This window comes from Georgenia halophila (assembly GCF_039541595.1).
In genome coordinates this window covers 216015-231474 of record NZ_BAABGN010000013.1, presented here as the reverse complement: position 1 = coordinate 231474, position 15460 = coordinate 216015, and the positions used below count along the sequence as shown (strand labels likewise).

The following is a 15460-nucleotide window of genomic DNA, read 5'->3' as shown; positions in this document are numbered from 1 at the left end:
AACCGCCCATCCCGACAGCCACGACCGCCAGCCCTGACCGACCGACTGCCTGCGCAGGAAGAGACCCGGTGGTTCGGGCGAACGTTCTGCCGATACCGTGCCGGTCATGGCGACCGACAGGCTCAGTGAGCTTGAAGACCAGGCGTGGCGGGGGTTCCTGTACACCCATGACCGGATCTGGCAAGAGATCGAGGCGGGGCTCGCCCCGCTGAACGTCAGTATGGCCGAGTACAGCGTGCTGGCACTGCTGGGCGAAGCCGGCCGGAACGGCATGCGGATGACGGAGCTCGCCCAGCGGCGGCTGATGACCAGTGGCGGGTTCACCCGGCTCGCCGACCGGCTCGAGCGTCGCGGACTGATCGAGAGACGGCGCTCGGACCACGACGGTCGTGTCTTCGAGGCCTTCCTGACCCGCGACGGACGCAGACTCCTGCGCATGGCGTGGCGCCAGCAACACAGCGACCTGCGCAGGCTCTTCTTCGACCGGCTCGACGACGAGCACCTGCGCCGCCTCGCCGACGCCTGGGAGCGGCTCGACCCGGACCGACCCGGCTCGGACTAGCTCCTGCTCACGGGGTCCACGATGAGGGCTCCGCTTTGCCGCTGCAGCTCAGCGAGGGCCCGGTCCGTCGCGATGTCGAAGGCGTGCGACCCGATCATCGAGCGAGCTCTGTGACTCGACAGAGAAATTTATCTTCCTAAGAAGGGAATTTGCCGCGCGCTCCCCCCGTTGCGCTCGTTGCACCTTCAACCAACCTCCCAGGGAGCTTCACATGGGCATCTTCAGTCAGCCGGGCGTGCAGGCCGAGGCCTTCGACGCGCCGACGACGGCCATCCACGACGTCTCGGGCGACTACACGCTCGACGTGTCGCACAGCCGCGTCGGGTTCGCGGCCCGTCATGCGATGGTGACCACCGTTCGTGGCTCGTTCACCCAGTTCGAGGGCGCGGCCACCATCGACACGGGCACCCCGGCCAACTCCAAGGTCTCGTTGCAGATCGACACCGGCTCGATCGACACCGGCAACAAGGACCGCGACGCACATCTGCTCAGCGGCGACTTCTTCGAGAACGCCGCGCACCCTCACATCACCTTCGAGTCCACCCACGTGGAGCGCGACGGCGATGAGTGGGCGATCACCGGCGACCTGACCATCAAGGGCGTCACGAAGCCCGTGACGGTGGTCTTCGAGGAGAGCGGCTCCGCCAAGGACCCCTTCGGCAACACCCGGGTCGGCTTCGAGGGCGCGACCGTGATCAACCGCTCAGACTGGGGCCTGACCTTCAACGCCGTCCTCGAGACCGGTGGAGTCATGGTCTCGGACAAGATCAAGCTCGACTTCGACATCTCGGCGATCAAGAACGTGTGAGACACCAGCGGCGTACGCCGGCCCGTCGATTCGAGAGGGCCGGGGTACGTCGTCTCGCGTCAACGACCTCGGTCGTCAACGGATCGCACCGTCCAGCCCGGCCGCGAGCCAGCTCATGCACGCGAGACGCACGTGAGGCGGTGGCGGGTGCCCGCCGTCGTGGTGCAGCAGCTGAAGTCCGTGCGGGTCGTCCCAGGCTCGGCGTGCACGTTCGACCAAGTCGCGATTGTGCGGCCCGTCGCCGTCGCCGCCGCCGGCGATCAGGAACCGTCGTGGTGCCACGAGAGCCAGCACCTCATCCTGGTCGCGTCCGTCGGGAACATGCTCACCGAGGTACCAGGGGTCGCTCCAGTTGGAGTGCGCGAATCCCAGCCCGGCCTCGTGCGCGACGCCGGTGACGACCCGGGTGTCCAGCGCCGCCAGGTGCAGGGCGAGCTTGCCGCCGAGCGAGTGCCCGAAGACGCCGATGCGGGCCGGGTCCACCCAGGACTGCTCGCCGAGGAAGTCGAGCGCGAGCAAGAGGTCACCCAGGCTGCGGCCCAGCCCGGTCATCGGCCATCGTCGGCCGTGCCGCTCGGCAGCGGGACCGTACCGGGCCCCCAGCTCACGGTTGCCTGCGGTGCTCTCGTCGGCCGCCGCCTCCTGCTCGAACCACCAGGGCACGGCCAGCACGCTCACACCCTGCGCGGCGAGCTGCAGCCCGTAGGCCTGCGCGGCCCGGTGCGGCCGTCCTGCCGTGCGAGCGCACGGCTCGCCCAAGAGCGTCGCCACCTCGTAGAACGGCAGCACCACCACGGGCTCGTGGGCGTCGGGCCGGTCCGGACGCAGCACCGTCGCGCCCAGCCGAGCGCCATAGCTGTCGAGGTGGACCTCCTCCGTGCGCCAGCCGGGCACCGCCGACGACGGCACAGAGGCGCCGAGCTCCCAACCTCCGGTCGCGTCCGTGCGGGCTCCCAGCCACTCTCGCCACCATCGCCGACCGTCCACCGGGCAGAACCTAAGGGTGCGAGAGGGCCGCTGGCAAAGAACGGCGGTCGTGCTCGGCGCTCGATCGGGCACCGCGGGACGACGCGACGGAAGGGCCGGCACGCGACATCCGTTGCTCGACCGTTACGCCGTCGCCCCCGGGGACGCTTGACAGAGAAAAACCGGATGATTAGGTTCTAGTGCAACCGCTTGCAAACTGCAGTTGAACTGCGCCTCTCATAGGCGAGGACGCAATGGAGGACTCATGAAGCGCACATCAGCGATCAAGGTCGCGGCTACGGCGATGGGCGCCGTACTGCTCGCTGCGGCATGTTCGGAGGGGTCGGCGGACACCGGCTCGGGCGGGGAGCCGGCGGACCCGGAGGAGGTCTCGGGCGACGTCACGTTCTGGTTCTACCCGATCGGCGTCTCCGGGGAGGCGAGCTGGTGGGAACCGCACATCGAGGCGTTCAACGAGGAGTACCCGAACGTCAACATCGACGCGGTCCCGCAGTCCTTCAGCAACCGCGAGGACTCCCTGGTCACGGCCGTCGCGGGCAACAACGCCCCGGACGTCGTGTACTTCAACCCGGACTTCATCCCGCAGTGGGCCGAGGAGGACCTCCTTCTCCCGCTGGACGATCTGCGCGACGACTGGGACGACTTCTACGACTCCTCCCTGGACTCCATGTCGTGGGAGGGCACGCTGTACGGGGCGCCGCTGCTCATGCAGATGATGACGTCGTACTGCAACGCCGACGCCCTCGAGGCCGCCGACGTCGAGTGCCCGACCACGTGGGACGAGTTCCGTGAGGCGGCCCCGGCCTTCAAGGAGGCCGGCTACTACCCGACCGAGTACCAGGGCACCACGACGCTCAACCACACCTACTACCCGTTCCTGTGGCAGGCCGGTGGACAGGTGCTCTCCGACGATCTGCAGTCCGCGGCCTTCAACAGCCCGGAGGGCCTGGAGGCGTTGGAGTTCGTCAAGGAGATGGTGGACAACGAGTGGGTGCCGCAGCAGCCGCTGACGGTGAACGAGCCCTTCGAGCAGACCCCCATCGGGCGGGCCGAGGTCGGCTACGTGCGTGGCGCCAACCTCACACAGACCCGGGAGGTCGTTGACCCGGAGCTCATCGAGGTCGTTCCGCCGATGTCGAACGAGGAGCAGGTGGCATCGGGCTCGGTGGGTGCCTGGTCCATCTTCAACACCACCGAGAGCCCGGAGGCCGCCAAGGCCTGGGTCCGGTTCCTCTCCAGCGAAGACTTCATCGCGACCTTCAACGAGGAGACCGGCTACCTGCCGCCGCGGGAGTCCATCGACTACCTCTTCGAGGACGACCCCCAGACCGCGCAGGGCATGGAGTACCTCGACACGGTGCGAGTGGGCGTGATGCACCCGCAGGCCCGCCAGATCATCGACGTGATCCGGCCGCACATCCAGTCCGTGCTGGTCGAGGGGAACGACCCCCAGGCAGCTCTCGACGCCGCCGAGGAAGACGTCAACGAGCTCCTTGCCCGGGGCTGACGACGCCCGCCGGGGCGCGCAGGGCCACATCGGCCCGGCGCGCCCCGCACCCCCGTACCGAGCAAGAAAGGGCCAGCCGTGGCGACGATCACCGCCCCGACCCCACAGGTCCGCAAGGAGCCCCGCAGGAAGATCTGGACGTCCAACGGCGCCCTGATCGCCTACGTCTTCATCCTCCCGTACGTCCTGTTCTTCACGATCTTCCGAATCATCCCGGCCCTGTACGGCATCGTCCTGAGCTTCGGCGAGTACAGCCTCGGCGGCAGCCTCGAGCTCCTCGGTCTGGACAACTACCGCCGGCTCTTCGCCGACGAGCTGTTCTGGAACGCCCTGAAGGTCACCGGCATCTACGCCGCGGTGGCGATCCCGATGACGGTGGCCATCTCGCTGGCGATGGCGCAGCTGTGCAACCGCGTGATGCGCGGCATGTCGTTCTACCGCTCCATCTTCTTCCTGCCCGTGGTGACCTCGCCCGTGCTGTCCGGTCTGGTCTTCATCTGGATCTTCAGCCCTGACGGGCCGTTGAACTGGGTGCTGGGCTCCGTCGGCATCCCCGCCACGAACTGGCTGCAGAGCAGCTTCTGGGTGCTGCCCTCGCTGGCCCTGGTCAGCGCCTGGATGAATTTCGGCTACAACATGCTCATCCTGCTCGCGGGCATGCTGGCCATCCCCCAGGACTACTACGAGGCGGCCCAGCTGGACGGCGCGAACGCCTGGCAGCGCTTCGTCAAGATGACCCTGCCGCTGCTGAAGCCGGCGCTCTTCTTCGTGCTCGTCCTCGAGACCGTGAAGTCGTTCCAGGTCTTCGACACGATCTACGTCATGACCGGCGGCGGGCCGGTCCGCGCCAGCTACACCCTGACGTACATGATCTACGACCAGGGCTTCGGCTACTTCGACTTCGGCTACGCCAGCGCCGCCGGTGTGGTGCTGCTGGTCATCACACTGATCTTCTCCCTGATCCAGCGTCGACTCGTGGGGAGGAGCCACTGATGACCACGACCGCCGCCGCGAAGCCGCAGCACCGCGACCGTGTCGCGACCACACCCACACCAGTCGCGAAGAGACAGGGCAACGGCCGGCGCAAGTGGCCGATGCACGTCCTGCTCATCGTGACCGCACTGATCACCGCGTTCCCCTTCTACGCGATGGTGGCGCTGTCCCTGCAACCGGGTGTCGCGATCGAGCTTCCCGGCTCGCTGCTGCCGTCCGACGCCTCGTTCGGTGCGTACGCCGACGCCATGAGCAGCCGCTCCATCCCGAACTGGGCGATGAACTCAGCGATCTACTCGATCGTGTCCGTCTTCCTCGTGCTGCTCTTCGCCTCGATGGCTGGATACGCCTTCGCCAAGAAGCGCTTCTTCGGACGGGAAGTCATCTTCTGGGTCTTCATCGCCATGCTGATGCTGCCCTATCACCTGACGATCATTCCCCAGTACCTCGTGGTCTCGCAGCTGGACGGGCTCAACACCATGTGGGGCATGATCGTCCCGACCATCGCGAACGCGCAGGCGATGTTCCTCATGCGCCAGTTCATCGCGGACATCCCCGACGAGCTCATCGACGCCGCGCGGATCGACGGGGCCGGAGAGTTCCGCATCTACTGGAGCATCATCCTGCCGCAGACCAAGCCCATCCTGGCGACGCTCGGGACGTTCGTGTTCCTGTGGCACTGGAACGACTTCCTGTGGCCGCTGGTCTCGCAGCAGTCGCCGGAGAACTACGTGCTCACCGTCGGTCTGAGCTCCATGCAGGAGCAGGAGGCGCCGCTGGCCACGATCATGGCCGGAGCGGTCATCACCTTCATCCCGGCGCTGCTGGTCTTCATCGTGCTGCAGCGCTACTTCGTACGCGGAGTGATGATGTCGGGTATCAAGTAGCCATGCCCCGCATGGACCTGCCGCAGCACGAGCTGGAGACCTACCTCCCCGACCGCACCGAACCAGCGGATTTCGAGGAGTTCTGGGCGATGACCCTTCGTCGCTCACGTGCCGCGGCAGAGCCGCCGCGGTTCAGCGAGATCGACGCCGGCCTCCCCGTCTTCGACACCTGGGACGTCTCGTTCAGCGGTTTCGACGGCCAGCCGGTGGCCGCCTGGCTCGTCGTCCCGACGGGCCGCACGGGACCGCTGCCGTGCGTCGTGCAGTACCTCGGCTACGGAGGTGGACGGGGATTCGCCTTCGAACGCCTGACCTGGGCGGCCGCCGGGTACGCGCAGCTGGTCATGGACAACCGCGGGCAGGGCGCGAGCCTGGGCTCGGCGGGAGCGACGGCCGACGTCAGCTCGAGCGCCGGCCCGCACGCCGTGGGCTACTCCACGCGAGGCATCCTGGAGCCGGAAGAGTTCTACTTCCGCCGCCTCTACACCGACGGCGTACTGGCCGTCGACGCGGTCCGGGCCCACCCCGCGGTCGACGGCGACCGAGTCGTCGTCGCCGGGGGCAGCTTGGGCGGAGGCACCGCCCTGGCAGTCGCCGCCCTGGCCGAGAATCTTGCCGGCGCGCTCGTCGACGTGCCCGCCCTGTGCCATCCGCGCCGGGCGATGGAGGTTGTGGAGGGCAACACCTACCGGGAGATCTGGACCTTCCTGCGCACCAATCGCGACAAGGCCGACCAGGTTTTCCGGACCCTGTCCTACGTCGACGGCATGAACTTCGCCGTCCGTGCCACGACACCGGCGCTGTTCTCCGTCGCCCTCATGGACGACATCGTGCCGTCCTCCTCCGTCTATGCCGCCTACAACCATTACGCGGGCGCCAAGGACATCCGGGTGTGGCCGTTCAACCGGCACGAGGCCGGCGGGCCGTACCAGACGGCCGAGCAGATCGCCTACGTGCGCGATCTGCTGAGCTGAGCCCGAACCGGTACGGACGACGGGCGCGCCACCCCAGGGCGGCGCGCCCGTCGCGGATGGCGCGACCTACAGGTCGGCGCACTGACCCCGACTCGGGCCACCGATCGTGTTGGCCTTGCCCTCGTCCGTCGGCTGCTGGGCGTTGCCGGTGCAGCGCAAGGGGCCTTCGACGGTGCTGTCGGAGACCACCACCGCACCGGTCGAGCCGTGGATCGAGACGGGGCCGGTCACCTCCGAGGACCGCAGCTGCACCGTCGTGGCCCCCTCCGCCGTCAGCGGACCCTCGATCGATCCCCTGGAGACGACGAGGGAGGCGCCCGCCGCCACGCTGACCGGTCCTTCGACATCCGCGTCCTCGAGACACATCACGCCGTCGGCGATCCTCACCGGGCCCTCATGGGTCCCGGTGAACGTCTCGTCGCACCGAGGCATGGGCTCGGCGGGAACCCACCGGTACAGCGTGCCGCCCCGGTTGTAGTAGTAGTTCCCGAGCCGGTCGATGGCCAGGTTCTGAACACCGGTCTGGAGCGTGGTCATCTCCATGGTGGCCGGGTCGATCTCGAAGAGCCGGCCGGCCGTCTGCCCCACCAGCGTGCCGTGGTGCCAGAACAGCTCCCGGGTGGTCCAGTAGGCGCCGGAGTCGTCCACGTCGAAGTACCTCTGCTGCCGCACCACCTCCATGGTGGCCGGGTCGACCTGGAAGACGCCGTTCGCCGTCATCCCCCAGAGCATGCCGTCGTCGTCGAAGGTGAGAGCGGAGATGTTCTCCTCACCCGGTACCGGCGTACCCAGGTGGACGACCTCCTGGCTGGCGGGATCGAAGACGAACAGCTGGCCCTCGTCGGTGGTGGGCTCGGTTCCCAGCCCACCCCAGATGCCGGTGCCGCCATAGACGAGCCCGTCGCGGTAGGCCAGGCTCAGGATGGTCTGGTCCTCGATGAGCTCCGGCAGCACGGTCAGCTCGCCGCTGTCCGGGTCCAGGAGGCTCAGCGCGCCGCCGAGATGACCGTAGTCGGGCACGGAACCGACCGCGACGACGTCGCCCGCGGACGCGAAGGCGACCGGCCGGTCCTGGCCGTGGCCGATGGTGATCGGCGCGGCGGGATTCGTGCCGTTCTGCCAGGCCTCGGTGGTGTCGTAGACGTACAGCCGCCCACCCGGGTAGGTGCCGGCGACGAGATGGTCGCCGTGGGCCACCATGTCCTCGGTCTGGCTCGGCCCGCGCAGCAGCTCCGTCTCACCGGTCGCGGCGTCGACGCGCGCGATGCCCGGAGGCGAGGCGTATCCGCCGGCGTACACGTTCCCGTCCGGGCCCGTCCCGAGGGAACGGATCAGGAACGGCGTCGGGGCGGCGTCCGAGCGGACGTGCCGCGTCTGGCCCGTCTGCGGGTTCCAGACGTGGAAGACCGCCTTGCTCGTGGCGGTCACGAGCGAGGCACCCGGGAAGTCCGCCAGGTCGATCTCCTGCACGGACCACCCGCGGGCAGAGGCCCCACCGAGGTCGACGGAGACGCTGCGCCGCTCCCGGGTGTCGAGGTCGTAGGCGACCATGCCGCCGCCGATCTTCGGGACGAGCACCTCCTGACGCACGGTTCCGCTGTCGGAGGTCTGCACCACCGGTGAGACGTCCAGCCCCACGGCATCGGTGATGGTGTCCACCCACGCACCCTCCGTCACGGAGTACACGTGGATCGTGTTCGCCGGCGTGGTCCGGGCGAACACGGTGTCCCCGGCCACACTGACGTCGTAGACGAACTCCTCGTCGGTGTGCTCCGCGGGCAGCTCGATGCGGGTGGTCTCCCGCGTCGCGGTGTCCAGGTGCACGAGGGAGGCGGTGGTGCCGCCGCCCACGTAGACGTCGTCACCGTCGACCGCGAGGCTGCGGGCGTACTGATTGCCCTCGACCATCGTGCCGAAGTCCTGCCACTCGTCGGTCACCGGGTCGTAGCCGAGGATCTTCCCGCCGGGATAGGTGGCGAAGAAGACCTCGCCCTCGGCGTTGGACCCCGCCTCCCAGAAGTATCGCTCCCCGAACGGCTTGTCGGCGATGCGGGTCAGGGTCAGGGCGTCGGGGTCGAATCGAAAGACCTGCCCCGAGGCGGTGGCGAGATACACCTGGCGATCCGGGGTGGTGGCGTAGGCCCAGGTGAGCGTGCTGCCCTCGATCGTCTCCGTCATCAGGCGCTCGCCGGTGACCAGGTCGACGGCGCTGAACTTCGACGGCGAGCCGCCGGCGACCACCACGCCGATGTCGCGGCCCTCGGCGTTCTGCGTGTATCCGGCGCCCGCGTTGGTGATGCCCCCGATGGGCTCCCCCAGGCTCTCCTCGACGCCCGGGGCCTCCTCCGGCAGCTCCGCGCCGAACCGGACGTTGTCCACCAGCCCGTCGGCGGTCGCCGAGATGCTGGAGTACACCAACGGCTGTGCCTCGACCGCTCCCGCTGGCGCGACCATCGTGAAGGACGAGGACTCCCACGAACCCGGGTCCGGCGAGAGGGTGGTGGACTCCTGCCCGACACGCTCCCCGTTCGCGTCGAGGAAGTAGACCGTGGGCTGCAGGGTGCCGCCGGAGAAGTTCAGGTCGAGCCCGTAGGCGTAGGACTGGCCGGCCTCGACCGGGACCGGCTCGGCAGCGAGCCCGTACCCGGCGCCGCTGCTGTCGTCCAGGATCCGCAGGCTGCGCTCACCGTCGCTCGCGTCGCCGTCGTCCGTGGAGAACGCGACGGCCGAGGACGCCCAGACCGGCGACCAGTCCAGCGGCTGACCCTGGTCGTCCACCTGCTCGAAGCTGTGGTTGGCTAGCAGATTCCCCGGCTCGCTCTCGGCGTCCGCAGCCCCGGTCGCGGCAGTCGACGGCAGCAGGGCGAGCACCCCGGCAACCGCCGCTGCCACCGGTATCGATAGTGGTGAGGTCATCACCGCTCCTCCTCGTGGTCGGGTCGAGGCCGCGGCGCCCGGCGCCACAGAGGGACAACCGTTGTCCCCCTGCCCACGGGTCGGCGGCTCCGCGCGATCCGCAGGCTTGCCTGCAACCGCTTGCACCGTATCGTCGTTGTCAACCCCGTTGACCGGAGCAACCGGTTGCAATACGTTCCCGCCACGGCGGCGGACTGCCGTCGCTCCGATCGAAGCAGAGGAGAATCCGTGAACACCTCACCACCACGCCGAGCCTTCTCACCTCCAGGGGCCGTCCTGTGCTCCCTGCTGGTGAGCAGCACGCTCGCGCTCGCCCCCACCGCGCTCGCCGCCGGCGACGCCGCGCCGTCCGAGCAGGACCCGGCAAGCCGCATCACCGATCTCGGCGTGGCGATGCACGCCCCGAACGTCCGCCTCTCCGACGTCGACGTCCTGGCGGACGGCACCCCAGTGGGCTACCTGTTCTCCGACGGCGAGCCGGTCAGCTTCAACGTGGTCGACCTGCGCACCGGGGAACTCATCGACACCCATGACATGGCGCCCTACTCCGTGGCAGCTTCGATCGACGTCGCCGAGGACGACACGGTCTACCTCAGTGTCCGCAGCCCCAACGACGGGACGCTGTGGCGCTACGACCCCGCCGCCGGGAGCATGACGCAGGTCGCCACCGGTATCGCGGGCGAGCAGATGCTGCGCACCCTCGACATCGATGGACGCACGCTCTACGGCACGACCTATCCTGGCGCGAGCGTCTACAAGATGGACCTCGACACCGAGGAGATCACCACGTTCGGCTCCATCGCGCCCGAAAGCGACTACGCCTGGGGCCTGGAGGCGCACCAGGGTCAGCTCTGGGCGGGGGCGGGACTGCCGGCCCAGCTGTACTCGGTGGACCCCGACACGGGCAGCACGGACCCGATCGAGCTGCCGACGGGAGTTCCCGAGAACGGGGGCTTCGTCCAGCGGATCGAGACGTACGAGGACGTCAAGGTCGTCACCCACCGGGAGGTCGACGGCGCGACCGCCCACGTCCACGACGGCAGCGGATGGGTGGACTCCCTCGCGATCTCGGGCATGTGGCACTACACCGAGCAGATGGCCGACGGCGCGTTCTACTACCTGGGCAGCGACGGCCGGCCCCGGGCCTACGACGTCGGCGCACGGGAGTCCGCGCCCGTCGACGTCAGCGGCTCCGGCATCGCCGGGGAGATCGCCGGCACCACCCGGCTCTTCCTCACCAAGCTGGGCACGGAGGAGTTCCCCGGGCAGACCCTGCTCGGCGTGCGCACCGACGGCCGGCTCTGGCGGTACAACCTCGCCACCGGCCACGCCGACGTCATCCTCACGCAGGCCCACGGGGCGCCCGTGACGACCATGTCCATCGCCGAAGGAGGCGACGGCGACGTCTACGTCGGCGCGTATCTCAGCCCCGGCGTCATGGCACGCGTGGACGTGGAGACCGGCGAGGTCGAGCAGCTCGACGGCCCGGAGCAGGCCGACTCGATCGCCGCGCACGGCGACCGGACGGTCGTCGGCACCTATCCCGGCGCCGGCTTCCACGTGGCCGACCACGACCGGCCGTGGGCGTGGGGAGAGAACCCACGTCACCTGTTCACGCTCGGTCGGGAGGAGACCGGCCAGGACCGGCCCCGCCACCTCATCAGCGCCGGAGACCTGATGGCGGCCGGCACGATCTCCACCTATGGCGAGCTCGGTGGCGCGCTCACCCTCTTCGATCCGGACACCGGTGAGCACGAGGTGCATCGCGACGTCGTTCCCGACCAGAGCGTGACCGACCTTGCCTATATCGACGGCGTCGTCTACGGCGGCACGACGATCCACGGCGGGTTGGACTCCACCCCGACCCAGGACACGGCCGAGCTGTTCGCCTGGGACATCGAGGACGGCCTGCTCGGCAGCGCCCCGGTGGTCGAGGGCGCGGAGGTCATCCACTCGCTGGCGGTCGACGGCCAGGGCCGCCTGTGGGGCATGGCCGACACCGGCGCGCTCTTCGAGTACGACACCGAGACCGGCGACGTGGTGCGCACGGTCGAGACGGGCATCGTGCACGCCAACACCTGGGGCACGAACAACGAGCTGGACCACAACCCCGCCGACGGTCACCTCTACGGCTCGGCCGCCGGACAGCTCTACCGCGTCGACCCGGAGGACGCGAGCGTCGAGGTGCTCGTCTCGTCGGGGGTGCGCAAGTCCACCGTGGCCGGCGGCGACGTGTACTACACCGACCAGACGCACGTCTTCCGCTACGACGTGACACCGGCCCCTCGGTGCGACGACGAGGTGACCGGCGCCCACGACGGTCCGCTCGCCGTGGACGAGGGGACCACGTGCCTCGACGACGCGACCGTCCGGGGACCGGTGAACGTGACCGGGGGCGCCTCCGTCGTCGTGACGGGATCGGACCTCACGGGCCCGTTCCGGGTCGACGGGGCGGCGTCCGTGACGGTTCGGGACACCACCGTGACGGGGCCGGTGTCCGTCACGGACTCGACCGGCCCGGTCCTACTCGCCGGCAACGAGATCGACGGGCCGCTGGTGTGCCACGGCAACGCCGAGCCGCCCGCCGACGGTGGTGAGCCCAACAGGGTCAGCGGTCCGGCGCGTGGGCAGTGCGCCGGCCTCGTGAGCGACTGACGGTCGCCCGCAGCGCGAGGGCCCGCCTCCGGCACGGAGGCGGGCCCTCTGCCGTACTGACTACAGCTGCGGGTCGACGATGTTCCCGTTGCCGCGGATGGCCTCGGGGCAGCGCTCCAGCCCCGCCTCGGCGCCGGAGCCGATCAGCCGCTGACCGGGCTCACCGGTGTACTGCCGACCGTCGGAGACGTTGTCGTCCATGCGGTTGTCCGTGCCGCACACCTCGCCTGCGTTGAAGCGCCAGAACGATGCCATCGCCCGGTGCGGCCAGCGCGAGCCGCCGCTGAGGTAGCTGCCGGACTCGCTGAACGTGTTCCGGGTGAAGACGTTGCGGTGGGTGTCGTGGCGAAGCCGCACCGGGTCGCCGGTGATCCGGTCGAAGACGCTGCGGGTGACCGTGTTGTCGCTGCTGCCGTTCGCGGCGTAGACGCCGTGCATGCACCCCGGGCAGTCCACGTTCTCCAGGTCGCGGAAGACCGTGTCACTGATCTCGTTGCCCGAGGAGCCCAGCAGGTGCAGGGCGGCGTATCCGGGCCCGTCGGGGACGTGAGCGTTGCCGATCTGCTCGAAGACCACGTCGCGCACGACGTTGTTGTCGGTGTCCATCCGGATGCCGCCGGTGCGGTAGTTGCGCACCCGCAGTCCGTCGACCTCGAGGCTCGGTCCCCCGGCGGTGTTCATCCAGTAGTGGAAGCTGCCCGTCGCCTGGCTGCCGTCGAAGACGGGCCGCTGGCGCTCGCTCGTGGACCGCAGTGCCACCGTGCTCTGGGGGACGCGGTTCCAGGCCACTACCGCGGGCTCGTGGTACGTGCCGGGCTCGATCCACACCGTCGCCCGCTCGGTGTCGCTCGCGGCGAGCAGCGACGCCGCCCGGGTCAGCGTCCGCACCGGCTCGTCGGCGGTGCCGCCGTTGTCGTCGTTGCCGGCGGGGCTCAGGTGCACCACCGCCGCACCGCTGCCGGCGGTGGCAGCGCCCGCCGCCACGCCGGCGGCCGCGGGACTTGTCGCCGTCAGCGCGAGCGCGGCCATGCTCACGCTCGCCAATATGTGTCGAATCCTCATCTGTGTCCTCCTGTGTTGGTGTCGGTGTGCTGCCCGCTCGGCGAGCTCCACGCGGCTCAGTCGAGCCGGTAGACGTCGACGTCGGTGGCGTAGTACACGCGGCCCTGGCCGTCGAGAGCTGCCCGCCGGACCCCGGAGGGCACGAGGACGTCGTGCTCGGCCGCCCCTCGTTGCACGGTGAACAGGGCGCCACCCGCCACGCCGTAGAAGGCGTCGTCGGCCTGGCGATAGTGCAAGGCGGTGCCCAGGCCCCAGGCGTTGCTCGTCGCCAACCCGGTCTCGACCTCACCGAGGACGGCGCGCGTCCCGGGGTCGAAGGTGAAGACCACGCCCGTGTCGGTCAGGCCACGGAGCAGACCGTCCGGGCCGAAGGCGAGCTCACCGATGACCTCGGCGCCCGGCACGACCACGTCGCTGAAGACCCGGGTGCCGGAGGACACGTCCCAGACGAAGAGCTCCGCCTCGTCCCGGGAGGGTTCGGTGGAGAGACCGCCGTGCACGGACGTGCCGCCGTAGACGAAGCCGTCGCGGTAGGCCAGCGACACGACGCTCTGGTCGGTCACGACGTCCCGGTGGAACTCGTGGGCTCCGGTCTGCGGGTCCACGATCGTCAGTGCGCCGCCGAGCTGGCCGTAGTCGGGGACGCTGCCAACCGCCACCCGATCGCCCACGGAGGCCATCGCGACGATCCGGTCCTGGTAGTTCGGGGCGCCGCGCCCGAGCTCGAGCACCTGGTCGAAGGCCTTCCACTCGGTCCCCGGCTCGCCGACGTGCACGACGGCGCCGGGGTAGGAGCTCACGACGAGCTGGTCGCCGTGGCTGATGATCGTGTCGCCCTGCTTCGGCCCACGCAGCTGCTCGATCTGCTGGGTCAGCGGGTCGATCCTGCTCAGGGCGCCGCTGCTGAGGTACGCGCCCATGTACACCGCGCCGTCGGGGCCGACGCCCATGCTGTGCGCGCCGGCCGGGGAGCCGAGAACGTCGGCGGGAACGAGCTCGCCGCGCTTCGTGGCCATGTTGTAGCGCCACAGGTTGCCGTCGGTGTTGATGCCGACGACGGTGTCTGCCGGGTACCCGGGCAGGTCGAGCACCGCGATGCCGTAGGTGCCCACCGCGTCGGACATGGCCCGGTGCAGCTCGGAGCCCTCGAACCCGGTGGCGAAGACGCGTTCGTCGCGCAGGTGGTAGCCGGTGAGCACGTCTCCCTGGAGGAAGTAGGCCCTGTTCCCGCGAGCCGGCTCGGTCAGCGCGGTGTCGAACGTCCCCTCGACCACCCCGTCGAGCCACCGGCCCTCCGCGCGGTGGTAGACCGCCATGTCGTACCTGCCGCGCGGTGACAGCCTGACGAACACCAGGTCGTCACGCGGCTCGATCGAGATGAACCAGTCCGCTCCCTCCATCACGTGCTCCGGCGGATGCATCTCGGTGCGCTCACCGGTGTCCGGATCGATGCGGTAGAGGTGCGGGACCGGCCCGGTCCCTGCCCAGATCTCTCCGTCCACGATGCCGAGGCCGAAGACGTAGGCCGCCTCCTCGGTCTGGGTGCCGTAGTCGCGCAGCTCGCCCGTGCCGGGGTCGTAGGAGACGACCTTGGCGTCGGGGTAGGTACCGAAGTAGAGCGTGCCGTCGTCGTCGAAGGTGCCGTCGTAGAGCACCCGCTGGCCGAAGAGGTCGTCCGCGATGTGCGTGACCTCGTGGCTGTGCGGGTCGAAGGAGAACAACCCGCCGTTCATCGGCGACCGGGCCGTGAAGTACACCGTGCCGTCCGGAGCCACCGCGATGAACCCACCGAGCGTCGCCCGCTCGATCGTGGTCGCGAACAACCGCTCACCGGTGAGCACATCGATCATGTTGAAGCTCGCGGGCTCACCGTTCGAGGTGGCGTAGACGACCTGCCTGCCGTCGGGCAGCTCGGCGAAGGCGGCGCTGCGCACGTTTACCGTCTGCAGCGCCGGTCCCAGGTTGGTGGCAGGGATGTCCGCGCGTGCCGTGGGTGCGGACACCGTTGCGCCCAGCAGTGCCGCGAGCGTCATGGCGGCGGCCGCGAGCAGCGCCACCGCTCGGTGTGGGACTGTCCCGCTGGATCGGGCGGTCGCGGTCATCTCGAAC

Annotated in this window: 11 protein-coding genes; 7 read left to right on the top strand and 4 right to left on the bottom strand. The window is 69.4% G+C overall.

The genetic code is table 11. The features are described 5' to 3' along the window. Positions 1-106: 106 nt before the first annotated feature. Positions 107-562: a MarR family winged helix-turn-helix transcriptional regulator gene (locus ABD907_RS17230; RefSeq protein WP_345217804.1), complete on the top strand. Its 456-nt coding sequence runs from the start codon at positions 107-109 to the stop codon at positions 560-562. Positions 563-773: 211 nt separating this feature from the next. Further along, the gene (locus tag ABD907_RS17225; protein WP_345217802.1) at positions 774-1370 is read left to right on the top strand and encodes a YceI family protein; all 597 of its coding nucleotides are present in this window, start codon (positions 774-776) and stop codon (positions 1368-1370) included. A gap of 75 nt (positions 1371-1445) precedes the next feature. Here ABD907_RS17225 and ABD907_RS17220 read toward each other — a convergent pair whose 3' ends face one another. Then, the gene (locus ABD907_RS17220; protein ID WP_345217799.1) at positions 1446-2357 is read right to left on the bottom strand and encodes an alpha/beta hydrolase family protein; all 912 of its coding nucleotides are present in this window, start codon (positions 2355-2357) and stop codon (positions 1446-1448) included. 244 nt (positions 2358-2601) lie between these two features. Between ABD907_RS17220 and ABD907_RS17215 the strand changes: the two genes are divergently transcribed. The 4 genes from ABD907_RS17215 (at position 2602) to ABD907_RS17200 (ending at position 6718) form a co-directional block, all read left to right on the top strand. Next, positions 2602-3864 (top strand): ABC transporter substrate-binding protein, encoded by a 1263-nt coding sequence (locus tag ABD907_RS17215; protein ID WP_345217797.1) that lies wholly within the window; start codon positions 2602-2604, stop codon positions 3862-3864. Positions 3865-3942: 78 nt separating this feature from the next. Next, a complete protein-coding gene (locus ABD907_RS17210; RefSeq protein WP_345217795.1) occupies positions 3943-4857 on the top strand; it encodes a carbohydrate ABC transporter permease in 915 nt (304 codons plus the stop codon). After that, the gene (locus tag ABD907_RS17205; RefSeq protein WP_345217792.1) at positions 4857-5744 is read left to right on the top strand and encodes a carbohydrate ABC transporter permease; all 888 of its coding nucleotides are present in this window, start codon (positions 4857-4859) and stop codon (positions 5742-5744) included. The genes ABD907_RS17210 and ABD907_RS17205 overlap by 1 nt, the downstream gene beginning before the upstream one ends. A 2-nt stretch (positions 5745-5746) precedes the next feature. Further along, positions 5747-6718 carry an acetylxylan esterase gene (locus tag ABD907_RS17200; RefSeq protein WP_345217791.1) on the top strand — a complete coding sequence of 324 codons (972 nt, stop codon included), beginning with the start codon at positions 5747-5749 and terminating at the stop codon, positions 6716-6718. Positions 6719-6784: 66 nt separating this feature from the next. On the opposite strand, the gene ABD907_RS17195 is transcribed toward ABD907_RS17200, so the two are convergent. Further along, positions 6785-9634, bottom strand: a complete 2850-nt coding sequence (locus ABD907_RS17195; RefSeq protein WP_345217789.1) for a ligand-binding sensor domain-containing protein — start codon at positions 9632-9634, stop codon at positions 6785-6787. A gap of 228 nt (positions 9635-9862) precedes the next feature. Between ABD907_RS17195 and ABD907_RS17190 the strand changes: the two genes are divergently transcribed. Next, positions 9863-12289, top strand: coding sequence for a hypothetical protein (locus ABD907_RS17190; protein WP_345217787.1), 2427 nt, complete (start codon positions 9863-9865; stop codon positions 12287-12289). A gap of 60 nt (positions 12290-12349) precedes the next feature. On the opposite strand, the gene ABD907_RS17185 is transcribed toward ABD907_RS17190, so the two are convergent. Both ABD907_RS17185 and ABD907_RS17180 read right to left on the bottom strand, forming a co-directional pair. Then, positions 12350-13351 carry a right-handed parallel beta-helix repeat-containing protein gene (locus ABD907_RS17185; RefSeq protein ID WP_345217786.1) on the bottom strand — a complete coding sequence of 334 codons (1002 nt, stop codon included), beginning with the start codon at positions 13349-13351 and terminating at the stop codon, positions 12350-12352. Between the two features lie 56 nt (positions 13352-13407). Continuing rightward, positions 13408-15453 (bottom strand): NHL repeat-containing protein, encoded by a 2046-nt coding sequence (locus tag ABD907_RS17180; RefSeq protein WP_345217784.1) that lies wholly within the window; start codon positions 15451-15453, stop codon positions 13408-13410. Between the last annotated feature and the right edge of the window lie 7 nt (positions 15454-15460).